This is a genomic window from Oleiphilus sp. HI0128 (assembly GCF_001635365.1).
In genome coordinates this window covers 1-23928 of the sequence record NZ_LWGG01000987.1, presented here as the reverse complement: position 1 = coordinate 23928, position 23928 = coordinate 1, and the positions used below count along the sequence as shown (strand labels likewise).

The 23928-nt window shown below is 45.1% G+C and carries 24 protein-coding genes; 12 read left to right on the top strand and 12 right to left on the bottom strand.

Going from position 1 to position 23928, the window contains the following annotated elements; all coding sequences use genetic code 11:
• Window positions 1-67 precede the first annotated feature (67 nt).
• Window positions 68-1966 (bottom strand): HD domain-containing phosphohydrolase, encoded by a 1899-nt coding sequence (locus tag A3763_RS16440; protein ID WP_068633973.1) that lies wholly within the window; start codon window positions 1964-1966, stop codon window positions 68-70.
• Window positions 1967-2052: 86 nt separating this feature from the next.
• Entirely contained in the window at window positions 2053-3156 is a 1104-nt protein-coding gene (locus tag A3763_RS16435; RefSeq protein ID WP_068510380.1) for a PilT/PilU family type 4a pilus ATPase, read from the bottom strand.
• Between the two features lie 198 nt (window positions 3157-3354).
• On the opposite strand from A3763_RS16435, the gene A3763_RS16430 reads away from it, so the two are divergent.
• The gene (locus tag A3763_RS16430; protein ID WP_068509251.1) at window positions 3355-3660 is read left to right on the top strand and encodes a cytochrome c; all 306 of its coding nucleotides are present in this window, start codon (window positions 3355-3357) and stop codon (window positions 3658-3660) included.
• Window positions 3661-3801: 141 nt separating this feature from the next.
• On the opposite strand, the gene A3763_RS16425 is transcribed toward A3763_RS16430, so the two are convergent.
• The 7 genes from A3763_RS16425 to A3763_RS16395 form a co-directional block, all read right to left on the bottom strand.
• On the bottom strand, window positions 3802-4767 hold the full coding sequence (locus tag A3763_RS16425) for a GNAT family N-acetyltransferase (RefSeq protein ID WP_068554061.1): 966 nt from the start codon (window positions 4765-4767) through the stop codon (window positions 3802-3804).
• A 52-nt stretch (window positions 4768-4819) separates the two neighbouring features.
• Complete coding sequence (gene trmB, locus A3763_RS16420) at window positions 4820-5587, bottom strand: tRNA (guanosine(46)-N7)-methyltransferase TrmB (protein ID WP_082865329.1); 768 nt, start codon at window positions 5585-5587, stop codon at window positions 4820-4822.
• A gap of 116 nt (window positions 5588-5703) precedes the next feature.
• On the bottom strand, window positions 5704-6135 hold the full coding sequence (locus A3763_RS16415) for an arsenate reductase ArsC (RefSeq protein WP_068509254.1): 432 nt from the start codon (window positions 6133-6135) through the stop codon (window positions 5704-5706).
• A gap of 357 nt (window positions 6136-6492) precedes the next feature.
• Window positions 6493-7473 carry a GlxA family transcriptional regulator gene (locus A3763_RS16410; RefSeq protein ID WP_068509256.1) on the bottom strand — a complete coding sequence of 327 codons (981 nt, stop codon included), beginning with the start codon at window positions 7471-7473 and terminating at the stop codon, window positions 6493-6495.
• Between the two features lie 170 nt (window positions 7474-7643).
• Window positions 7644-9155 (bottom strand): YifB family Mg chelatase-like AAA ATPase, encoded by a 1512-nt coding sequence (locus A3763_RS16405; RefSeq protein ID WP_068509257.1) that lies wholly within the window; start codon window positions 9153-9155, stop codon window positions 7644-7646.
• Between the two features lie 194 nt (window positions 9156-9349).
• Window positions 9350-9598, bottom strand: a complete 249-nt coding sequence (locus A3763_RS16400) for an accessory factor UbiK family protein (RefSeq protein WP_068509259.1) — start codon at window positions 9596-9598, stop codon at window positions 9350-9352.
• Window positions 9591-9887 (bottom strand): hypothetical protein, encoded by a 297-nt coding sequence (locus A3763_RS16395; protein ID WP_156490560.1) that lies wholly within the window; start codon window positions 9885-9887, stop codon window positions 9591-9593. The genes A3763_RS16400 and A3763_RS16395 overlap by 8 nt, the downstream gene beginning before the upstream one ends.
• Window positions 9888-10026: 139 nt before the next feature.
• Here A3763_RS16395 and glnK point away from each other — a divergent pair, with 139 nt between their 5' ends.
• The 4 genes from glnK (at window position 10027) to A3763_RS16375 (ending at window position 12984) form a co-directional block, all read left to right on the top strand.
• The gene (glnK, locus tag A3763_RS16390; protein WP_068507212.1) at window positions 10027-10365 is read left to right on the top strand and encodes a P-II family nitrogen regulator; all 339 of its coding nucleotides are present in this window, start codon (window positions 10027-10029) and stop codon (window positions 10363-10365) included.
• A gap of 67 nt (window positions 10366-10432) precedes the next feature.
• The gene (locus A3763_RS16385) at window positions 10433-11692 is read left to right on the top strand and encodes an ammonium transporter (protein WP_231872228.1); all 1260 of its coding nucleotides are present in this window, start codon (window positions 10433-10435) and stop codon (window positions 11690-11692) included.
• Window positions 11693-11867: 175 nt separating this feature from the next.
• Window positions 11868-12266: a PilZ domain-containing protein gene (locus A3763_RS16380; protein ID WP_068509265.1), complete on the top strand. Its 399-nt coding sequence runs from the start codon at window positions 11868-11870 to the stop codon at window positions 12264-12266.
• Window positions 12267-12375: 109 nt separating this feature from the next.
• Window positions 12376-12984, top strand: a complete 609-nt coding sequence (locus tag A3763_RS16375) for an SOS response-associated peptidase (protein ID WP_068509266.1) — start codon at window positions 12376-12378, stop codon at window positions 12982-12984.
• A 9-nt stretch (window positions 12985-12993) separates the two neighbouring features.
• Here A3763_RS16375 and A3763_RS16370 read toward each other — a convergent pair whose 3' ends face one another.
• Entirely contained in the window at window positions 12994-13734 is a 741-nt protein-coding gene (locus A3763_RS16370; protein ID WP_068552962.1) for an SDR family NAD(P)-dependent oxidoreductase, read from the bottom strand.
• A gap of 261 nt (window positions 13735-13995) precedes the next feature.
• Here A3763_RS16370 and A3763_RS16365 point away from each other — a divergent pair, with 261 nt between their 5' ends.
• The 4 genes from A3763_RS16365 (at window position 13996) to A3763_RS16350 (ending at window position 18117) form a co-directional block, all read left to right on the top strand.
• Window positions 13996-16356, top strand: a complete 2361-nt coding sequence (locus A3763_RS16365) for a molybdopterin oxidoreductase family protein (protein ID WP_068552963.1) — start codon at window positions 13996-13998, stop codon at window positions 16354-16356.
• Window positions 16357-16399: 43 nt separating this feature from the next.
• Window positions 16400-16621, top strand: a complete 222-nt coding sequence (locus A3763_RS16360) for a YheU family protein (protein WP_068509273.1) — start codon at window positions 16400-16402, stop codon at window positions 16619-16621.
• A 5-nt stretch (window positions 16622-16626) separates the two neighbouring features.
• Window positions 16627-17658, top strand: coding sequence for a hypothetical protein (locus A3763_RS16355; RefSeq protein ID WP_068509275.1), 1032 nt, complete (start codon window positions 16627-16629; stop codon window positions 17656-17658).
• Between the two features lie 99 nt (window positions 17659-17757).
• Window positions 17758-18117, top strand: a complete 360-nt coding sequence (locus A3763_RS16350) for a hypothetical protein (RefSeq protein WP_068509277.1) — start codon at window positions 17758-17760, stop codon at window positions 18115-18117.
• Between the two features lie 452 nt (window positions 18118-18569).
• On the opposite strand, the gene A3763_RS16345 is transcribed toward A3763_RS16350, so the two are convergent.
• Window positions 18570-19373, bottom strand: coding sequence for a MipA/OmpV family protein (locus A3763_RS16345; protein WP_231872227.1), 804 nt, complete (start codon window positions 19371-19373; stop codon window positions 18570-18572).
• 543 nt (window positions 19374-19916) lie between these two features.
• Entirely contained in the window at window positions 19917-20276 is a 360-nt protein-coding gene (locus A3763_RS16340) for a cupin domain-containing protein (protein WP_197469628.1), read from the bottom strand.
• 102 nt (window positions 20277-20378) lie between these two features.
• Between A3763_RS16340 and rapA the strand changes: the two genes are divergently transcribed.
• The 3 genes from rapA to A3763_RS16325 form a co-directional block, all read left to right on the top strand.
• The gene (rapA, locus tag A3763_RS16335) at window positions 20379-23138 is read left to right on the top strand and encodes an RNA polymerase-associated protein RapA (protein ID WP_068509282.1); all 2760 of its coding nucleotides are present in this window, start codon (window positions 20379-20381) and stop codon (window positions 23136-23138) included.
• Window positions 23135-23347 (top strand): DUF3820 family protein, encoded by a 213-nt coding sequence (locus A3763_RS16330; RefSeq protein WP_068509284.1) that lies wholly within the window; start codon window positions 23135-23137, stop codon window positions 23345-23347. Before rapA ends, A3763_RS16330 begins: the two co-directional genes overlap by 4 nt.
• Before the next feature lie 268 nt (window positions 23348-23615).
• The coding region (locus A3763_RS16325; protein WP_068760237.1) for a hemerythrin family protein at window positions 23616-23928 on the top strand (313 nt) is incomplete at its 3' end.

Here is a 23928-nt window from a genome sequence, read left to right as displayed (position 1 = left end):
ATTAAGTTTTAGATACTTGTGTTTCCAGCACGGCTTGATTGGTAAGGATAGAAGAACATGTTTTTAACTATGAATACTCATCTTTCAATATCTCAATAAATACGCCAGCAATACTTGGGTCAAACTGCGTCCCTGAGCAGCGCTTAATTTCAGCAATAGCTTCTAAGCGGCTACAACCCTTTCTATAAGGTCTATCAGCGGTCATCGCATCGTATGTATCTGCGAGCGCTGCAATACGGGCGAGAATCGGAATATCTTCGCCCTTTAATCCATCTGGGTAGCCTGTTCCATCATATTTTTCATGATGACTTCTTACTATAGGTAGAATCGCTTTAAACTTATGGATTGGTTTAAGAATAAGCTCCCCCTTTACTGGATGTTGACGAATGATTTCAAGTTCACTATCCGTAAGTGGCTCAGCCTTGTTTAGAATCTGCTCATAGGTACCGATTTTCCCAATATCATGGAGAATGCAGCCCACCTTGAGAAGGTTTAATGATTCGGAATCAAGTGATAATTTCCGTCCAATACGTAATGCCAGAGCTGTCATGCGCTTCGAATGCCCCTTAGTCCAGTGAGACTTAGCATCAATTGCAGAACTCAAGGCAGAGGTTGTATCCAAAAACATTGAATGCAAAGACACATAGTTTTCTGCATTTTCGATCGCTATAACAGACTGGTTGATTAGCGTCTGGCAGAGGGCGATTTTTTCTTGAGAAAAAGGTTCCCGGTCCCACACTCTTGACTCACCCAAAATAATAGCACCCTCTGAGCGTCCTTTAATAACTAAGGGAAAGATTAAACCGGAATGTGTTTCAGAAGTGAAAATTTGTTCCAACTCAACTTTATGTCTCCGATCAAACATTTCTGTATTAGAAACTGATACGTATCGTCCAGTGTCAAAAGCCTTCTGTAAGTCAGGACAATATTTTACGTCTAACTCGTTTCCAATGCCAGGCTCCCAATCTAGCATCCTGATGGGATAGGCTGCGCGAATTACAGGGCCTGCATGCTCACTATCTTTTAGAGCAATACGGCAATAGGTTACTTTCAGTGTACTTGTTAGTTTCTGCGCCATAAGCTTTAGCAACTGCTCAATATCTAACTCGGACGAGAGTTCAGCGCTTGCCAATAAAAGTATCTCAAGGTCTAAAGAACGTTCCTTTAGCTGAATACTGTGTCTATCCAGTTGGTCTTTGAGGCTTAGGTGTTGATGGGAAAGCTGTTCAGCCATGCTGTTGAAACTGTCAGCAAGTTCCTCCAATTCGTCCCCGGTATCTAAATTGACTCGATAATCCCATTCTGAGCTTTTAAGCCTCTGAGTCGCCTTAACCAGGTCGTTAATGGGACGTGTAATCGAACGAACTAGCTGGAAGCTAAAAAAGACAAGGAAAAAGACGAGAAGCGTGCCGCTAATGACAACGCTTTTTTGTGCGCCATAACGCATCTCAGATGCTTCATGAAAAGCTTTTTCTAATTCATGGTCAAGAAAAATATGAATCTGGTCTAGCTGTGTGGTGATTTTCTGGCCTAATGCATCGAACTCACTCAACAAGCTGTTTTTCCCGCTAGTTTCGGTAGAACCCGCTAAAACTAATAGGTTCGAGCTCAGGCTAGATAAGCGAGCAATGTCACTTCTAACTCGTTTCAACAGAAATTGTTCTTTTTCAGCTAATATGGGTTTATGCTCAATTGTTTCCAAGAGAGCGTTTAGCTCGTCAATAAGATTACTGAACTGTGAACCTTCTTTTTTGACTCGAATAGAAGCCCGTTGTTCGGCTAATAGGGATACAAACACAGTTTGTGCTTGATCGACTATTCCAGTATGGCTAATAATTTTGTCTACCAACAAAAACTTCTTATCTATCCTAGATTGCTCAAATAAAACGTAGGCTAGTGTCGCGGAAATTAATACCAGACACACAACAACGGCTATAATAATGCGGCTTCGAATATTTGTTTTCAATAAACTCGTCCTAATAATTCAGAAAGAAGGTAAAAAGATCTATTTTCCAGTAAGAAATGATTTGGCATGATACCGACATTTGCACATTAGCTTTTTATTTGCCAACCTTCAGAGGCCGCACTGGGGTCGTCTTTAAGGCGGATTTTCACTTGGACATTATGTTTCGAATCTGCGTTGTTAATAGCTTCTTCCGCTGAGATTTTCCCTTCTTTATAGAGTTTAATTAGAGATTCATCGAAAGTAACAACATTTTGATCCATGTCTCTCTCAAATGCTTCAGTTAACTCTCCAATTTTTCCTTTCTGAATCAACTCACCAAAGTAAGGAGAATTTCGCAATATTTCTAATGCTGGAGTTAATGAACCATCCTTACTTTTTACAAGTCGCTGGCAAACAACAGAATGAAGGTTTCTTGATAGATCAATCAATATTTGTCCTCGGTCATCTGGAGGGAAAAAGTTAATAACTCGATCCAATGTTTCAACGGCATTGCTGGCATGAATAGTGGCTAAACATAAATGACCTGTTTCAGAATATACGATCGCCTGTTTCATTGTGTCGGTATCTCTTATCTCCCCAATCATGATTACATCTGGAGCTTCACGCATTGCACTTTTCAAAGCATCTGAATAACTCTTGGCATCGATCGAGATTTCCCGTTGATTAACAATTGATTTTTTGTAAGAGAATAAGTATTCAATTGGGTCTTCTATAGTCAGAATATGTCCTGTTGAATGCTTGTTTCGAAAATCGATCATTGCTGCTAGCGTTGAAGATTTACCTGAGCCGGTGGCGCCAGCAACCAGAACCAGCCCGCGTTTCTCAAACATAAACTCACCCAGATCTTCTGGTAACCTTAGCTCTTCTAGAGTTGGCGGTGAGGTTTTAATACAACGAATCACCATCGCAACAGAACCGCGTTGCCTAAAAACACTCAGGCGAAATCGCCCCAAGTTAGGAACGGAAATACCAACGCTAGTGCTCAGATTCTCATCAAAATTCTTAATTTGCTGATCATTCATCAGAGAATAAGCAAGCTCTTTGGTTTGGGCTGATGTTAAAGCCGTGTCTTTATTAATCGCACTACAAACACCTTGTATTTTTACTAAGACAGGAAAGCCCGCGCTAAAAAACAAATCCGAGGCTTGCTTTTTAATCATGTACTGTAAGTACTGCGAGATATTGGTCATTAGTCAGCCTTAGCTTTATTTTTGAACATTATTTAGTGATTGATATAATTATAGGTGAGATTAGGTTTGGTTAAATTTATATAGACAGAATTAAGTATAGCTATTTATTTTTGTAATGCTTAAATGGATCAGTACAAGGAATTATTTGCTAATTCAATACGTTAATTGTCCGGTTTAGAACATGAAAGGATATTAAATATGCCTATCGTTTATACAATCACCTTGTTATGTATCTTCTTAGTTGGGTGTGGCAATGACCAGCACAACCACCCAGACCTAGCGTCAGGAAAAGACCTATTCGAACACCATTGCTCTGAGTGTCATAACTCAACAGGCTTAGGAAAATTTCTAAGGGCTGTTCCGCCTAATAAGGGCACTAAACTAAGTGCTTGGCAGGTATCTCATAAAGTTAGGGTGGGAAGTGATGCTAGTAAGATGACGACTTTCGAGAATATGAGTGTAGAAGAGTCAATGAAGATCTCCGCATACTTAAAAGGTCTGTAGCCAGATATATCGAGACCTAAAAAGGTCTTTAGGTGGTTGCGAGCATTGAACTATTGCTCAAACTGACTGTTTTGTCCTTATCTAAGCAAGCTCGTTGAGCGTCTTAAGTGCTGAGCAATGAGACCCAAACAAACAATAATACTAAGATGAAACAAGCCGATGCGTCAGCAAACCATAGCGTTTTCGTTTTTGTCCTGACATTTGATCAATATCGACCACGACAAAGCCGTCAACGCAATCACTAAAGTCCGAGTCGATATTGAAGCCTAAAAAGCGCGTCCCGCCTGGTTCTGACAATTCTGCATACTGTTTGTATAAAACAGGAACAGCGAAGCCAAGATACCTTAGCTGTTTCTTGAGCTTAATGAAGCCTTCCTTTAGATCTAAACCTTCAAAAAATTGATCTAGGTGCTTTTTTGAAGCCTCACTTAGCTGGTATGGGTGATGACAGACTAGATACTTTGTCTCAGTTCCATAGTAGTGCTGATAGAAATAGATAAGTAAGTCTTTAGCTGGTGCAGATAAGGTATTGCTAATACTTACTGCGCCGAACAAGTAACGGTATTGAGGGTGTAGCCTAAGAAAGGCTGCGATGCCATACCACAAATATTCCAGGCTTTTGGAACCCCAGTATTGTGGCTGAACAAAACTTCGGCCCAGCTCCAACCCATGCTCTAGAATGCTACGCGATGCTGGTAAGTAGTCGAATAAGCTCGCAGTATAAAGAGGAGAATTAACAATCAGCCGATCAGAATCTTCCTGTACATCGAGCTGATCAGTACCTCTTAGGCGATACGCGCCGACCACCTCACCTTGCTCTTCATCCCAAAGGACGATGTGCATATAGTGGGCATCGTACTCATCGAGATCACGTTCACGCCCTGTTCCTTCGCCCACCAAGCGGAAGGACTCTTCTCGCAAACGGCCAATTTCATTCATTAGCACCGAAGATTGGCGGTGATGATAAAGCAATATTTTCTTGGCATCCTGGGTTTCACCCAGAAGCTCGCAGTTGGCAATATCGGCTCTCAAACGGTCACGGCACTCTTTTGGCGCTATCTCAGCAACAACACCTTCAGTGCTTTTCGAGTTATCGTGCCCTGACATACATACAAACCTTGTTTTAGCTATTATTGCTTCTTATGAAGACTCTATGTATTTAAGCAATACGTCGGTAGAGCAAATCCCAAACACCATGCCCTAAACGCTGACCGCGCTTTTCAAACTTAGTTAAGGGGCGGTTTTCAGGGCGTTCAGAGTATTGCCCGGCTCCGGCCACGTTTTCATAGCCTGGCGCGGCTTCCATCACTTCCATCATATGTTCTGCGTAAGGCTCCCAGTCTGTTGCCATATGGAAGACACCTCCGATTTCAAGCTTTGACCTGATTCGCTCAGCAAACTCGCTCTGTACAAGGCGACGTTTATTATGGCGTGCTTTATGCCATGGGTCGGGAAAGAAAAGCTGTAGGCGACTAACGGAATCATCAGCAATATTCCGTGCCAGCACTTCGTTGGCGTCGGCGCAGAATACTCGTAAGTTTTCCAAGCCTAGATCACCCGCCTGATTTAGGAGCGCACCAACTCCGGGACGATGAACTTCAATCCCCAAATAGTTCTCATTAGGCGCCTGATGAGCCATTTCACTTAGTGATGCACCCATGCCAAAACCAATTTCTACCACTAAAGGTTGCGCAAGAGGAAAACTCTCACGAACATCAGAAGGCGCTTTCGCTAACTCCAAGCCCATCGTTGACCAACACTCTTCAAAGCCTCTTTGCTGGCCTGCGGTCATCCTTCCACTGCGAACAACGAAGCTTCTAATCGGCCTTTTCTTGAGGTTAGCCACTTCAATTTTAGGACCTTTGGTATTCGTCTCTTTTGAGTCAGTTTCGTCCGTCTGTGCGGAATCCTGATGTTCTTCGGTCATTATGTTGAGCCTTGTTACGTCAGTGCAAATGCAGTTTATTAAAGAAGCTTAGTATTGATTAAAAAGCGCGCATAATAGGACTGCATGGAGCAAAGATCAAGGTATCTCAAGCCGCTTTAGCTAGAAAAGCTAGACGACTCAACAAAAGCCCTGATTTCATCTCGCACACGCCTATAACTCTCCAACTCATCTTCCTGATTAGCAGCTAGTTTCGCTAACGATGGCGGGTCATCAAAAGGAACATGCTTAATCTCTTTGAACTCCGATAAGTTTGGGCAATGTTCAGCAGCATGACCGCAAACTGTCACGATCAAATCGAACTGTTGCGCTTCGAGCTCTTCAATATGCTTAGAATAATGTTTGCTCATATCTACCCCAAGTTCCCCCATCACTGAAACAGCATTAGGGTTCATACCGTGGGTTTCTATGCCTGCAGAGTATGCTTGCCACTCTTTATTTCTGATCGTATTTACCCAGGCTTCGGCCATTTGGCTTCGACAAGAGTTACCGGTACACAGAAAAAGGACTTTTTTGGGTGCCTGAGACATCTCGGTTTAGTCTTCCTTTTGTAAGGGGATGAATGCTAATAGACCACGTAAATCTGAAAAGATTCATCAAGTATTATTATTTTTTTGAACCAAGTTACATTTCCATTGTCTGAACTTACGACAGCAAGGCTAAATGTTGTGAAAGGACTGCTATGTAAGTAATTCTTGGCATGCGATAGCATGTTATAACGAATCATTACAAATATAGCTCACTTTTTAACCACATTACGGAAATTTTAGTCTTATACTGTTATTACAGATCACGAAGAAGCGATCGTGATTCTGTCTTCCTTGAAGAAACCCCTATTATAGGAGCCCTAAACAGGCTCCTCTTTTTTTGTCCCAAATTATTACTCTTTAATCTAACTGGAAGAGTTTTGGACGCACCATTTTCTTATAATCACTTGGCGTCAGCCCTACCTTGGTTTTAAACACCCGAGAAAAGTAAGCCGTATCTTTATAGCCAACGTTTTCAGCCACATCCTGAATGCTTAGATCGGTTGATTTCAATAAGTCACGGCCATTTTCAATGCGTAAGTCCTGAAGGTACTGATTCGGTGTCATGCCTAATGCTTGCCTGAAACGACGTGTAAACGTTCGTACTGGCATGCCTGCTCTTTCGGCCATCTGGGGAATATCAATATCTTCATGACACGAGGACTTTAACCACGCCTGAATCTCGATAATATCTTCATCTGCATGCGCGGCTCGTCCGACTGAAAACATAGGCAAGTCGTAGCTGCTGCCTACTTCATGGGCAAAATGGCGCTCCGCTAACTGACGTTTTTCCAAACCAAAGGCCTGGCCAATCAAGTGAAAGACCAAGTCTGACAGCGCGTTGATACTGCCAGCACAATAAATTCGGTTACCATAAGTAATGAAGTGCTGGCGTTTTAGTTCAACGTGAGGGTAACGCTTTTCAAATTTATCAAAAAAGAACCAGTGAGTCGTAGCAGGGGTCTTGTCTAAAAGGCCTGCTTCTGCCAAGAAATAGGCACCGGCCCCTGTGGCAATAAAGTTAGTCCCTTCCTCATAGCGCTGCCTTAACATCTCTGGCAACTTGGGATAACGTTTCAATAAATGTACCGGATCTCTCCAATTTGGTGGAATAAAGATCCAGTCCATATGACCAAGAGATTCAATACGCTCTTCGATATTTAAAGGAATATCGCCAGCAACCTGAGGCTGTTTATCTTCGAGCTTAACCATATGCAGCTCAAGCGGCCTGGATTCCCGCGCCATGCGCGCCATTGCATTAGCGGCCTTCAGAATTTCATAGGGCCTGGTTATCCCTGAAAAGAGTGCGCGGTCATAAACTAGAAACGCAGCTTTTATCATTAGCTATTCCTCAACTTCCCTTCAGCAGTTTCGCTCACTTCACCACGCATTCAAAAGTGGCTATTTATTTATGATGCGTAAGTTTAGGCCATCATCTTAGCCAATTTCATAAAGCGATGGAAGTCACAGCTGTACGCCATAAGCTTTAAAGACTTTTCTTTACATAGCACTCAGCTACCAGACTTTCTATCCAAACCCCGGTAAGCCAAAGCTTCACTTAAATGAAGCATTTGAATACTCTCACTTTCCTGTAAATCTGCCAAAGTACGCGCGACTTTAAGAATCCGGTGAGCCGCCCTTGCCGACAAAGCCATCCTATCCATGGCGGACTCCAGAAAAGTGCGCATATCGTCTTGCATGGCACAATGTTCTGCAATCTCCCCACCCTCAAGCGCACTATTAAGCTTGCCCTGCCTGGTGATTTGCGCGTCTCGGGCTTTGCTCACGCGAGCCAGTACCTCATTCGAAGACTCACTAGCCTGAGCTTTGCCAAGTAAAACCGATGCAGGTTGACTCGCCACTTCGACATGCAAATCGAAGCGATCCAATAAGGGGCCCGACAACTTCCGCCGATAGTTACTTATCTGCTGGGGGGTATCAGTACAACTCACTGTAGGGTGGCCGCTATAGCCACAAGGGCATGGGTTCATTGCTGCAATTAACTGAAAGTCTGCCGGAAATGTCAGGCTCGCACTGGCTCGGGAAATTCTGATCTCCCCACTTTCAATCGGCTCCCGAAGTACTTCAAGCACCGAGCGTGCATACTCTGGCAACTCATCCAAAAACAATACACCATAATGGGATAAGGATATTTCACCAGGCTTTGGCTGTGCGCCACCACCAACGAGCGATACGGAAGAAGCTGTATGGTGAGGAGAACGAAAAGGCGCTTGCATCATCAAGCCCGGTTTTCTGGGAATACCCGCCAGCGAATAGATTGAGGCCACCTCCACTGCCTGAGCATTGCTTAAGCGTGGCAGAATACTTGGCAGGCGAGAGGACAGCATGCTCTTGCCTGTCCCTGGAGGGCCGTAGAATAATAGGTTATGGCGTCCAGCTGCTGCCAACTCCAAAGCACGTCTCGCTTGGAACTGACCCTTAATATCAGCCATATCCGGCTGCTTTTCGTCTTCCAAAATCATTTCTTCATAAGAAAGGGCTTGCAAAACACCGGGTGATTTAAGGTGCTGGCAAATTTCGCTCAAATGGCGTGCGGGGAAAATTGTATCGCTGCCAGCCATTTTCCCTTCATCAGCGTTACCATATGGGATAAATAAACATCGGCCGTCTTTTACGCTGGCAATAGCCGTGGGTAATACACCGGCAACCGGGCGCAAGTCTCCGGTTAAGGCCAGCTCACCAATAAACTCACTTTCACCAAGCTTTTCCGAGTCTATTTGACCTGTCGCAGCCAGGACTCCAATAGCAATTGCCAGATCATATCGTCCCCCTTGTTTAGGCAAGTCTGCAGGCGCCAAGTTAATGGTCACACGCCGATTCGGAAATTCGAAGCCAGAGTTGATTAAGGCACTGCGTACCCTTTCTTTGCTCTCTCGAACAGCCATTTCTGGAAGCCCAACAATCGCTAGGGATGGCAAACCATTTGAGAGATGAGTTTCGACTGTCACCAAAGGTGCATCGACACCGAGCTGAGCCCGGGTATAGATAATAGATAACGACATCGCATTCCTTTGCTAAGTTCATATCTGTTTAAGAAGGTAAGGAGCTGTATCAGGTAGACCGGAAAGCGCCTCATTAATACGCTTTGTATTAACTATTGCGCCATTTTAGATCAGCAGCATTATGCCCCTCAGTAGTGCAAGCACTGCATAAGTACAGTGCAAGAACGAACAAGTTCCATCTGTTCGTCATTAAATCAAGCTGACTTTTTCTCTAATTCAGCAAAATCTTTTTCTAGTTGTTCCAATTTGGCGCGTGTTGTTTCCAGCACCAATTGCTGAGTCTCAAACTCCTCACGAGTGACTAAATCCAGCTTGGAAATGACACCATTAATAAGAATTTTCAGTTGCGCAGTCAGATCCTCTTGAGCCGACTTTCCGGCGTCAGGTAATATCTGACTAACCTGTTCGTGGATGGTGTTAAGTACTTCTTGAGGGCTAAGCAACAAACGCTCCTTGGAATGCCTGGGACATTCTTTCTACATCAAACAAAAGAGCTATTCTAACACGCCCTGCCAGCGAAACCCACAACCCTAAAAAGGACAGATCTATTTTCAAATAATCAGATCCTCCCCCTATAAAAATCACCAAAGAGATGCGCTCGCCGCCAACCCGCATCAGATATTGCGTCATTATGGTGCGCCAAATCCAAGCCCGCACCACAAGACCACAACAAAACCACCACTCAACAATAACACTTAATCTTATGTAACTGTTATATAAGCTTTTTTTCAAACTGGCACACCCCCTGCTATATACCGATCAGATTTGTTATTCCGAATGAGAGATTCGTTTTTCATTTTGAATAGCAAACAAGAACTAAAACACATTTTTTTAACTAGTAAATATTGCAGCGACAGCACAGGAGATATCCATGAAACTCGTAACTGCCATAATCAAACCATTTAAGCTGGACGATGTACGTGAGTCATTGTCTGAAATTGGCGTACAAGGTATTACCGTAACTGAAGTTAAAGGTTTCGGCCGTCAGAAAGGTCACACGGAATTATACCGTGGCGCTGAGTACGTTGTTGACTTTCTTCCTAAGGTTAAAGTTGAAGTTGCCATTGGTTCCGACTTGGTTGACCAAGTTGTTGAAGCTATCAGCAAAGCAGCTAATACCGGCAAAATTGGTGACGGTAAAATTTTCATTTCACCGCTTGAGCAAGTTATTCGAATCCGTACCGGTGAAACCGGCACTGATGCGGTTTAAATCTCATTCATCACTAAGCAACTAATTTTTTAGAATACAGTACGGAGATTTCCTTATGGAAAACGTAATGAACAACATTTATGAATTGCAGTATGCAATGGACACCTTTTATTTCTTGGTGTGCGGCGCATTAGTTATGTGGATGGCAGCAGGTTTTGCCATGCTGGAAGCAGGCTTGGTTCGCGCCAAGAACACCACTGAGATCCTAACCAAGAACGTTGCACTGTTTGCAGTATCATGCACCATGTACCTAATCTGTGGTTACGAGTTCATGTATGGCGGCGGCTTCTTCCTATCAGGTACTGACAGCGTTGCAACTATAGACGTTGCTCAAGCTCTAGCAGATTCTGCTGAAAACGGCTTCGGCGGTGACTCTGTTTACTCAGGCGCTTCTGACTTCTTCTTCCAGGTCGTATTCGTTGCAACGGCAATGTCTATCGTATCGGGTGCGGTTGCTGAGCGTATGAAGCTTTGGGCTTTCCTAGCATTCGCAGTTGTTATGACGGGTTTCATCTACCCAATGGAAGGTGGCTGGACTTGGGGTGGTAACTCTGTGTTCGGTATGTACGACCTCAGTAGCTATAGCGATTACGCTGGTTCAGGTATCGTTCACATGGCAGGTGCTGCAGCAGCATTGGCTGGTGTTATCATGCTAGGTGCTCGTAAAGGCAAGTACGGTGCTAACGGTCAGGTTAACGCTATCCCAGGTGCGAACCTTCCTCTAGCAACGCTAGGTACATTCATCCTGTGGATGGGCTGGTTCGGTTTCAACGGTGGTTCTACTCTTAAACTGGGTGGTATCGAAGTAGCTAACGAAGTAGCAAGCGTATTCTTGAACACTAACGCTGCTGCGGCAGGTGGTTTGATCGCTGCATTGATCGTTGCACGTATTCTATTCGGTAAGGCTGACCTTACAATGGCATTGAACGGCGCACTAGCAGGTTTGGTTGCGATCACTGCAGAGCCTGCTGATCCTTCTCCACTACTAGCAACGATCATTGGTGCGATCGGTGGTGTTATCGTAGTATTCTCAATCGTAACACTTGATAAGCTTAAGCTTGACGATCCTGTTGGTGCAATCTCGGTACACGGTGTAGTAGGTCTATGGGGTATCTTCGCAGTACTTCTATCAGACGCTGACGCTACATTCGCTGGCCAGCTGGTTGGTGCACTAACGATCTTTGTTTGGGTATTCGTATGTAGCTTGATTGTTTGGGGCGTTCTTAAAGCAATCATGGGCATCCGAGTAACTGACGAAGAAGAGTACGAAGGTGTTGATATCTCTGAGTGTGGTATGGAAGCTTACCCAGAGTTTACTCGCGACTAATCTCGAGTTAAACAAACTAAAAAGCGCCTCATTGTAGGCGCTTTTTTATGCCCGCCTTTTGCGTCAAAGCAGCCAACAAAAGACACATATAATTACTATCAAGACATTGATACTTCCGCAGCTCTAGACTATTGTTGTTAACTCCTCGCCAACTCTGACCAGGAAGTTTCACATAGTGCCCGATAAAAAGAAGATTACAGAAGCTCTTGAAAACACTCAGGAAATTACGGCGGAAGCTTTGAATGACGGAGCCGAGCGCCGTCAATACACAAGGCGTTCAGCCCATTGGCGTGCAACAATTACAACCCGCAAGAAACAAGTCGTTCAATGTAAAACGAAAGACATCTCTGAACGTGGAACCTCACTGGTAAGCCCCGTAGACTTCCGAAAAGATGCTTTGGTGCTACTTCAAATTGCCGCTTTCTACAATGGCAAGAAAATGGAGTTCAAAGTACTGGGCGAGATCAAACACACCTCGATCGCTCCGGACGGCTTCACGCTTGGCGTATTTATTAAAGAAGCGCCGGACACTGCTTTTGCATTTTTTAAAAAATATGCTGAAGGTCAGATCTAAATCAAGGGAATCAGTAATTTGCCTCTGACTTTTCGTTAATTTTTCATCACAGCCTATGATAATATTCCAATAAGGTAATAAGCTTAGTTTCAGGCAGAGGCTCCTTTACATGTGTGGAAGATTTGAAGTAGACAAAGCCATCGTCGATACAGGCGTATTCGAAGCATTTCATATACTTTTTCATGCCATAAACAATCATGACCAACGCCCTTCACAAGAGGTCGCCTGCCTTCACTATCAGCATGAGAAGCTATCGCAAACGCCTGCTCTCTGGGGGATCAACCCTCACTGGGCACATCACACCATATTCAACGCTCAGGCAGAAACCGTCGCCACCAAGAAGACCTTTAGTTCTGCTTATGCACTACACCGTTGCGTAGTACCCTGCTCGGCCTGGTTTGAATGGACAGGAGAGCCCGGGCACAAAATAAAACACCGTTTTTCACCGGCAATAGACGACGTTCTGTTTATGGCAGGAATACTATTTCCACTGAACTCAGGTGGCTTCCAGCTTGTTACCCTCACATGCGAAGCCGACCCTAATTGTGGAATTTATCACCATAGAATGCCTTTGTTAATCGAAGCATCAAAGGTGAAGGACTGGCTGGCACTGCCACGACCAGCCAATGAGATAAATCAATTTCACGATCATCACGCACTCCAGATTCACCCACCGATCAGTTCAACCCCGGCGACCTTCGAGCGCATAAGTGACTAGTAACCAAAACTACATTTTAGCAATCAGAGAATCCGGTAAAACACGCATAAGAGGCGCAACAATCGCCCAAGGCATTCGAGGAAGGGTAGAAGCTTTAACTTTCTTTTCAACCAGATCGGCAAACTGCTTAGCGCCCTGCTCTACATTGATAACAAAGGGCCTGCTGGGCAAACTACGGTTAATTTCCGTATCGATAAAACCGGGGTTAATGACACTCACATCAACATTGTCATTTAAGGTCTCCAGCCTAACCGCCTCCATATAGGTAGCCAAACCCGCTTTTGAAGCAGAATACGCAGCATTTCTTGGTAAACCTCGATAGCCCGCAACGGAAGCGGTTGCCACAATATGCCCACCACCTTGGGTCCGGAATGCTTTAAGCGCAGCCCTGACGGTAGCGATAGCACCATTTAGATTAGTATTGATTACGGCGAGCTGGTCATCTAAAGAGGCAATCTCGGCTTTGCCTGAGCGGGCAATCCCGGCATTAGCAACGATCATATCTAAACGCCCCAAAGAAGATTGAAAGCCCTTAATCACCTCATCCACCTGCGAAGTATCAGTGACATCAAGCCGCGCTATTTCTATCCTTGCTTCAGGGTAGGCTTTATGGATCTCGGCTTTTAATGATTGCAGCAGGGTTTCTCTACGTGCGCTAAGACCAAGATCATAACCTCGCTTTGCCATCTCCCATGCCAAGGCCTTGCCAATACCATCACTGGCTCCGGTTATTACGATTGTTTTATTCATTGCTAGCCTACCCTACAGTTGCTGCGGTCATCTTCAAATGGAGAAGTTCATATATTGTGCAGACGAAAGCCTAGCACAATAGCCAAGCCCAAATCATTAAGGAGGCAACAAAGCGGGATTCACAAAGCAGTAAGTCTATGAATAGTTCTAATCGTCTAGACTTCTCGTTTATGGCAGGCATATAATCCTGACTAGCTGTTCAATAACAACAATAGTGGTGTACATTCACTCTTAGCACCCATTCAATGACGGATCAAATCTATGCCTAGCTCAGACGCTTTTACTCATTACCGCACCTGCAACCTTTGTGAAGCAATGTGCGGTGTCGCGATCAAAGTTGAAGACGCACAGATTATCTCTATAAAGGGCGATCCTGATGACCCGTTAAGCAAAGGCCATATTTGCCCGAAAGCGCTCGCCTTAAAAGATATACAAGAAGACCCGGACCGGCTTAAAGTTCCACAGCTAAAAACCAAAGATGGCTGGAAACCCATCACTTGGAACAGAGCGTTTGATTTAGTTGCAAACAAAATTGGTGATATTCAACAACAGCACGGTAAAAATGCTGTAGGTGCCTACCTTGGTAATCCGAACACCCATCATCACGGCAATATTCTATTTGCACCAATGCTGCTGAAAGCACTGCGTACCCGCAATAAATTTTCTGCCACCTCCAATGACCAGCTACCGCATATGCAGGCAAATCTGGAACTGTTTGGGAATCAATATTTATTCCCAGTGCCTGATATTGATCATATGGATTTGTTTATTCTTCTCGGCAGTAATCCGGCAGCATCAAATGGTAGTTTAATGAGCGCGCCTGACTATTCAGCAAGGCTCAAGAAAATCATTAAGCGTGGCGGTGAGGTGATTCTACTTGACCCAAGAAAGACTGAAACAGTCAAAACAAGTACCGAGCATTTATTCATCAAACCCGGTACCGATGCCTTCCTGATACTCGGAATTATTAACACTTTATTTAATGAGAATTTAATCGAGACAGGCCGGCTATCAAGCCATCTTGAAGGGATCGCCGAAATACAGCTTATCTCGTCCGACTTCAACCCAGAGCACGTGAGCAGCATTACAGGTGTTACCGCCGAAGATATCAGAACACTAGCCCGCAAACTGGCTACCACCCCAAGGGCTTGCCTGTTCGGTAGAATGGGCACCTCAACTCAGGAGTTTGGTGGCCTGGCGACCTGGTTAGTTTATGTGGTAAATATTCTGACAAACCATATGGATGAGCGCGGCGGTTTAATGTTTAGCAAACCCGCAGCAGATATGGTTGAGCTAGCAGCATGGACAGGCCAAAAAGGCCATTATAATCGTTATCAGAGCCTTTCAGGTCTACCGGAATTTGGTGGAGAATTGCCTGCCAGCACCATGGCTGACCAAATCCTCTTGCCTAGTGATGAGCAGATAAAAATGATGATCGTCATGGCTGGCAATCCTGTGCTCAGCAGCCCGAATGGTCAGCACCTTGATCAAGCCCTCGATTCGCTGGATTTCATGGTTTCTATTGATTTTTATATCAATGAAACCTCAAAGCATGCCGATATTATCCTGCCTCCGACTGCGCCTTTGGAGCAGTCTCATTATGATATTGTTTTTAACCTGCTTGGTGTTCGGAATGTCGCTAAATACTCACCCGCCTTATTCGAGGTAGATAAGTCTGCTCGTCATGACTGGCAAATAGCGCTTGAGCTTCAGCACCGACTTGGCAAAGGCTCTATTAAGCAAATTATTGGTGAACAATTTTCTTACCAATCACTGAAGCGCTTAGGACCCGACGGCTTATTGGATATCATCCTTCGTACCGGCCCTTATGGTACGCAGCTCCCTGGCACTAGCCAAGCAGGGCGTTTCCTGGTCGATGCCTTACAGGGGTTCTTACCAAGCAAACACCCAGCCCGGAAGATTCTGGATCTCAGCCCTTATGGTTCTCAAAACAGAAGTTTGAGCAAAGGCCTTTGTGTTAGCTCTTTACTTAATTACCCTCACGGTATCGACTTAGGCCCCTTGCAATCTCGCCTACCCGAACGGCTCTACAGCGTGAAGAAACGAATTCGACTCGCACCGAATACTTACTTAAAAGATATGACTCGCCTACGTAAACGCGGCGAGCAACTGCTTGACAGTCACAAAGCCGAAAACGGACAACTCTTATTAATTGGCAGGCGTCACGTCCGCTCTAACAATTCCTGGCTACATAACAGCAGGCGCCTGGTAAAAGGTAAAAATCGCTGTACTCTGATGATCCACCCTGACGACGCGAAACAAGTACAACTTAAAAACGGAGAACTCGCTCACGTAAGTAGCAGAGTTGGACAGCTTGAGATTGAAGTAGAGTTAACTGAAGATATCATGCCGGGCGTTGTCAGCATTCCTCACGGCTGGGGGCACCAGCGCGAAGGCTCAATGCTATCTGTTGCAAGCAAGCGGCCCGGGGTTAGTGTCAATGATCTAACAGACGACAGATATGTAGACAAACTGAGCGGCACCTCTGTATTGAACGGCGTTCCAGTGCAAGTTCTTAAAGTTGGTCAAGACAAGAGAAAACGTACAACGCGTTCTCGTGCAAATAAATCCAGGGTACGTATGAGTGCCAAGCTTTCTTAGCCGGAATAAGTAAAACATATACTCTTATGCACCAGGTTCTAACATGATTATCGACCCCTCTTTTTTAAGCCCGGATGCATTAGATGGCCTAATAAACGACTATTGTTTAAGAGACTGGGGACTCAATGATGTCGAAGCCCCTTTGGAAACAAGAAAGTCTCAGGTGCAACAGGCGCTAAAGCAAGGCAAACTGGTCATACAATATAGCGAAGAGGAAGAAAGCGCTCATATCATGTCTGCAGACTCTCTCGGCCTGGATAATTAGATTAGATGCCCTTACAAGATCAACACCCGCCGATCATCCCCCACGAACAACTTGCCAAGTTGATTGGTGAATTACGGTTTGATGAACTTCTTCAGCAGCTGGAACAGTTTCTCATAGATGGGCTTGAGTCAAACAAGACAACTGCCAAAGCTAAAATAAATGGCTTTGAGGTCAAGCTCAATTATCGGAATAATACAGTCGAAGGTGCCTGCCAATGTCCAGAGTCTGATGGCTTTGACTTCTGCCCACATTGCGCAGCACTCTGTCTGCATGTTAACCGGAATACCCAGCAAATATCATCTCTCGCCAAAGGCCCCGACAAAAGCCGGGTACTTGCCTACCTGCTTAGTCAAGATAAACAGAACCTAGCAAAAGAGTTCTTATCTTTATTGAGCAAGGACAGTGAGCTATTCGAACGCTATGTGCTCAGGGCATCCTTAAATCAAGGCGAACTAGATTACTCAGGACTGAAAAGCCAGATAACCGAGTTAACACGCAAACCTGAAAAACTGTTCAGCCAACGGCAGGTTAAACACTTTTTCGCAAAAATCGAGCGCTTTCTAGACGAGCTAAACGCTTTGGATCACTATTCTGACGCGGACAAAATGCTCAAACTAATGGAGCATATGCACCAGCGTCTGGTGCGCCTGCTCGATACAATTGATGACAACTCAGAGCAGCGTAGTGAAGCCGTTACGACCTACAGAGCACTGTATAGTAAATTACTATTGCAGCTGCAGGGGCGAGAAGAAACTAAAGCCAAGCGTTTCTTCAAACTATGGGTGAATGATCACCACGCTATTCTACCTCTTGATATTGAAGCCTTCCTGGATCAGAACATAACAAACAAGTTTATATCCCTACTCAATAAAATACTAAAAGATAAACTAGCTAAAAAAACCTCCAAGGCAACTGACGATCTCAAGCAAATCCAGCGAGAAAAAATTCTCCGGTACTTACTCGACTCGGCCCTTAAGAAAAACGATACCGACAAGGCCCAACAAATGAGAACTATGATTGAGCAAGGCCGCCAGTAAAGGCTGGCTATTTCCTATCAAAATTGCCCCGTGCTTTTCAATTTTCATGATAGGATAGCGGGCACATCAATACAGACTACAGCGTACTAAGGAAATATTATGAGCGACAACGCGCCTGAAATAAGCATGAACCCTGATGAACTTTATCTTGAAGAAGTCTATACAGACAACAAAGTCGGCACTATTCGTCGCATGACACCTGTCGATGCAAATGGCGACGCAGACAGCGCTAGACCCGTTCTGTTTATCGGCAGCACTCAAATGATGACGCCAGCTGGACCACTTCCTTTGAACTTCGAACTTCAAGGTTCTACTCTGGGTCAAGCGGCAGCTAACTTTGGCGAAGCAGCAAACAAGTCGCTTGAAGATACAATGAAAGAACTTCAAGAAATGCGTCGTGAGCAGGCTTCTCAGATCGTCGTACCGGGCCAAGGCGGAAGCCAAATCCAAATGCCTTAAAGCATTTTTTCAATGGGGTCAGACTCGATTGAAAAATAGCCATACTTATGTAGGCGGGGCCTCCAGTCGCGCAAACCGAAACCAGGGAATCGTTTGAAAGCCCCGTGGCACAGCAAGCGCCCCGAGGACGGGCCGCCTACAAAGTCATAATACTTATATGTAAAAGTTGGCACGCAGTCTGACCTACTGAAATAGCGGTTTCGACTAGAGCCTACAAATACCCTGCCCAAACTTAGTCAGCAAAGTGCCAAAACTTGCCGTTGAAGGTTGATTTTGGTTTGGCCGAATGTTACTGGCTTCAAATTCCTGGGTGATGTCTGTAGATGGTGAACAACCAACTTAACAAAGTGTTAAGTCGGCTTTCGGGTCTTCCCTAATATAATTTGAGCTAGCTTGATTGTTTATTAAATAAACTAAAAATGAGGCTTCTAGGTGAATACTTGATAGGTGTTCTAGAAAACGTAAATGAATCCAACGCCGACCTCAGCTTCATAGTTGTTGCGTGCGATTGGGCTATCCGCAATGTCACTACTATAACGCTCATAAACCGCCTCGCCGAAAACCTGCCAATTCTCATTTACATAATGGCGATAATTGTAATTAAATCCAAACGAGCGAAATCCTCCACTCAGGTCGGTCTCATTCAGTCCCGATGCAACTGACTGCTCTGCATCTATACCAAAATCTTTATTGACATAATCACTATCGTGAAATACCAAAGCGATGGCAATTTCATGGCCGGTTCCGTCGTTCTGACCACCGAAGCGGTGCCCCACGCCAAAAAGACCAAGACTTCCGTTTTCACCGGTCACCACTCGAGCATCCAGCCAATAACGCCAGTCGGTATCGAAAGCATGGCGTGCTTGCAAAACTAGTTCAGTTCCCTCATCTCCTTCACCGAGACCATCCAAACGACCGTCATCAGAGTCACTTTCTTCACGCCCCTCATCGAAGCCCACGACAGCCTCGAATAGCCATGTGTCAGAACGAAGACCACGCCACCCGAGCGCCTCACCGGCCCAGAAGAAAATATTATCACCTTTACGCCATTGCACCGCACCGGCAGGATCGACTTCTGCGCCAAATTCATCAGACCCTTCGTAGGCTGATTCGTATTCAACAGCCAGGCCAAGTCCGAAGGCCCAGCCATCATTGCCCCGCGTAAAGTCATCAATTGAAGGTAAGGGCACCATAGCTGTTTTTGTGTCCTGGGCTAATGCTGTTTGAAAGGAGAGTGTATATAAGCAAGTTGTCAAAAGCATGCCAGTAATTTTTTTCATTTAAATTCAACTTATAGAGTGAAGAACAATAAAGTACGTGAAGAATATATTATTGGATCACGCACAATTATTTTCGCTTGAAGGTTCGATTCTAGTGACTAAAAAAAGTGTTCTAATATCCCAAAAGCACTTTTAATAAACTCTATCAGACACTCATCTGGCCTTAATATAACTAAAGCGATAACTATGGTTGTGTACTCTTGGCGATAAATTTCAGTGTTTTCAACGGCATTCACTTCATCTCTTCTTCGTTAATGTCTCAAAGCTAAAATTGACTGTATTAACCTGATACAAATAAGGCTGAAGAGTGACAGAATATCGGATAGTTACTTCTAAAACGAATGTTTGCATCTTTCACTTTCCCAAAGGTACTGCTTTGGTGGCTTGTGGCCTAAATATTCAAGCTTTATGATCAAAGCCGAATGGCAACTTTGCGGACCTAATACGCCTTTGCCATGTTATTTGGTAATGTCACGCTCGGTATTTCAAACTGTAAGGTCGGGGTTGAGCCGATACAACTTATACGTCTAAGTCCTCATAACACGCAGGCATAAAGCGTGGCGTACACACAGCTAAAAACACCAAGTCACCCTCCCCGTCGTTATATATCTTCTGCCTAATGCCTTGCGGGATCAGTACTACATCCCCAGCGCTAACCTGCTGTTCCAGATCTCCAACATAAACCTTGCCTGAACCCTGCTGAATCACATAGCGCTCACTGACTTCTGTTAAGGCATGCCAGCGCGTTGTTTTACCCGGTTCAACTCTAGCTCGCGCAATCGAAAGTGCGGGATCATCGTCAGTATTTAACATCTCCAAGATATAGCAGCCCTCGTGAAAGTAATACTCTTCCCTTTCTGGCGTTCTATAGATACTCAAATTATTCCTCCATTCACCTTCATCTGTGTTATCAACAGGCTTTTCTTGTTAGTATTCGCGCCATATTTGTTCCCTTATTGAATACTGTAAAGAGACGCCAAAATGTCGTATATCATAGGCCAACGCTGGGTCAGCCAGACCGAACCCAAATTAGGATTAGGAATCATCAGCGAGTTTGAAAACCGCCGAGTGACGATCACATTTCCGGCAGCCGGGGAAACTCGCACCTACGCCAGCGTCAACGCGCCTATCAGCCGTGTAGTGTATAAGGCTGGCGACACGATCACCAGCCATGAAGATATCGATTACCTGGTTCTCGACCTCGACCAAAGCGCAGACATTATTACTTACATTGTTGAAAATAAAGAAAGCTCTCAACACGAAGAACTGAGTGAAGTTGAACTTAACTGTTTTATCCAATTTACCTCACCACTTCAGCGCCTGGTTAGCGGCCACTATGACCGAAATAGAGCCTTCCGACTTCGCTATGAAACGCTGCAGCACAAGCACCGCTTACAGCAGTCGTCAACGGATGGGCTGCTTGGTTCACGCACAAGCTTACTTCCTCATCAAGTATATATCGCTGATACTGTCGCGAAGCGCCATGCCCCGAGAGTATTGCTAGCCGATGAAGTAGGACTAGGTAAAACCATTGAAGCAGGCATGATTCTCCACGCCCAGTTGCACAATGGTTTAGCCAAAAGAGCTTTGATCGTCGTTCCTTCTACACTGGTGCATCAATGGCTGATCGAAATGCTACGCCGCTTCAATCTCAGCTTTTCTATCTTTGATCGTGAGCGTTTTGATAGTTTGACCGAAGAAGGTATCGAAAAGCCCTTTGAGACCGAGCAGCTAGTTCTCTGCCATCAGGACTTCCTGATTAATGAAGATATAAAAACCGCAGCCTTAGCGGCCGACTGGGATTTACTGATTGTCGATGAAGCGCATCACTTACATTGGAGCGAATCAGAAAGCAGCATCGAATACCAGTGCATTGAAGCCTTGGCAGCTAGAAGCCGCGGCGTACTATTGCTTACGGCTACGCCTGAGCAAGCCGGTATCGAGAGCCACTTCGCCCGTTTGCGCTTGCTCGACCCTGACCGTTTTCACTCCTTAGAAAAATTTATTGAGCAAGAACAAAACTATCAGGAAATCTCTGATTTGGTCGGAGAGCTTCAAGGTCTTGAAGACGGCTCGTCACTGCCAATTAAAGCCCTTTCCCTACTCGGTGATGATGCACAAAATATCGATATTCCGGAAGCAATACAAAGGCTACTTGATCAGCATGGCACCGGTAGAATACTGTTCCGCAATACTCGCCAAGGTGTTGAAGGCTTCCCGGATAGAATCCTACAGCCTCACCCACTCGATGCAGCTGTTGGTGATGATCAATTTGAAGATGAAGCCGGCATTAAACAGAATCCGAAAGTCACTTGGCTAACCCAGTTCCTGAAAGATAACAGAGATGAGAAAGTCCTGATCATCTGCGCCAGTGCTGAAACGGCTTTAGCGCTGGAGTCCTATCTTCGACTACGAGAAGGCCTGCGAACAGCAGCCTTCTACGAAGGTTTAAGTATTATTGAACGTGATAGAGCCGCTGCCTACTTTGCTGATAAAGAGGAAGGTGCACAAGCCTTAATCTGTTCAGAAATTGGCAGCGAAGGCCGAAACTTCCAGTTTTCACACGACTTAGTGTTATTCGACTTACCAGAGAACCCTGACCTACTCGAACAACGTATCGGCCGCTTAGACCGAATCGGGCAAACACATGACGTCAATATTCATGTGCCCTTCATTCCTGGCAGCCGCCAAGAGGGTTTATTCAACTGGTATGACCAGGCTCTGGATGCCTTCACTCACAGCTGTGCGGCAGGCTTTGCAATTTATGAACAGTTTGCCGTCGAACTGGAAAGTTACTTAAGCGAAGGTGACTTTCAATCTGATCAGGCCTTGTCTTTTATCAAACAAGCCCGTGAGCATCGCGATGCGGCTATGGCAGCTCTTCAAACGGGTCGTGACCCCCTACTTGAGCTTAACTCCTGCAATCCTGAAGAAGCCGAGAAAATCATTGCCTTGATCGAATCTGAGGAAGCAAGCCAGGACCTGTCCTCTTACATGGAAAAGCAGTTCAACCTTTACGGTGTTGAACAAGAGTACCAGTCAGACCAGACTCTGATCATTCGCCCTGGAGAGCACATGCTGGAGCAGCACTTTCCCGGCTTAAACGATGAAGGCAACACCTTAACCTTCCACCGTTTGAAAGCGCTTGTCCGGGAAGATGTCGAGTTTGTCTCATGGGAACACCCGATGGTGACCGATCTAATCGAGCAAACCTTAACAGGAGAGCTTGGTAATGCAGCCTTGGCAACCATGTCGGTAAAAGGTGTTGAACCTGGTACTTTATTTTTGGAAGCCATATTCGCGCTGAACAGCATGGCACCAAAGTCTCTGCAGCTTGACAAATTTTTGCCGGTATCGCCTCAGCGGATCGTTGTTAATATTACCGGCCGCGACCTTAGCGAAGTTTTACCCTACGAGCAGCTTAATGAGCTCTGCAAAGGGCTTAAGCGATCGATGGCGCATGCCGTATTGAAAGAGATCCGTAACGATATTGGTACACTACTTGAGCATGCTCAAAAAACTGCCGAAGCTTCGGTTCCTTCATTGATCAGCCAAGCTAGCGAAGACATGAACAGGGAGCTAGGTAATGAAATTCAGCGCCTGATTAGCCTCCAGGAAAAGAACCCTTTAATTCGCGACGAAGAAATCGACGCTCTGCGTCACAGACAAAGTGCTTGTCAGGAATATATTGAAAAAACAGGGCTAGAAGTTCAAGCCATGCGAGTTATTATCAACACATGATCGAAAAGCAGCACCTGGTAAAAATAGCCAATACACAAATGCCCTTCGGGAAGTACGGTGGCCGTCGTTTAATCGATCTACCTGAAGAATATTTACTCTGGTTCAGAAAAAAAGGCTTTCCGAGCGGCGAGCTAGGTACACTGCTTGAACTGACGCTTGAGATTAAAATTGAGGGCTTGGATAAAGTTATACATCCCCTTAAACGATAGTGCAGTACGTTAGGCGCTGTAGAGCTAAAAAATGGCCTCATGTAGGCAGAGGGTTCCACCCCTCGCTAGTCGATGCCTCGCGCTAAACCTCAGCGAGCCATGAAAGGCTCTGCCTACAGATTTAGCCGGGATGTTTAACTCGATACAGAGTAAGACCCTTATTTTTTACAATAACGCCTAATATTACACCGTTCAATTTGCAGACAACTTTTCTATTTCTAAACTAGACTCATACTAACGTGCACCTTCACTTGGGTAGAGTTCAGTAATGGAAAAGACCAGCGAGCTAATTTGGCAAGACACTCAGCACCAAGAGCTTTTCAGGCTGATTGATGCCTTGAAGGCCCCTAATTCCGGCCAAGAAATCTTTACCCGGCTGTCCAGCTACGCCGACCACCACTTCTGTCTCGAAGAAGCCTACATGCTCCAACTTAACTACCCCAAAACCGAAGCCCATATTAAAGCGCACAATCAATTTCGTGATGAACTGGATGACATGGTAAACAGTATGGGTAAGTTTGACGCTCTGGTTCGTGAATCTATTTCAATATTTCTGCGAGAGTGGTTACAAAGACATGTAT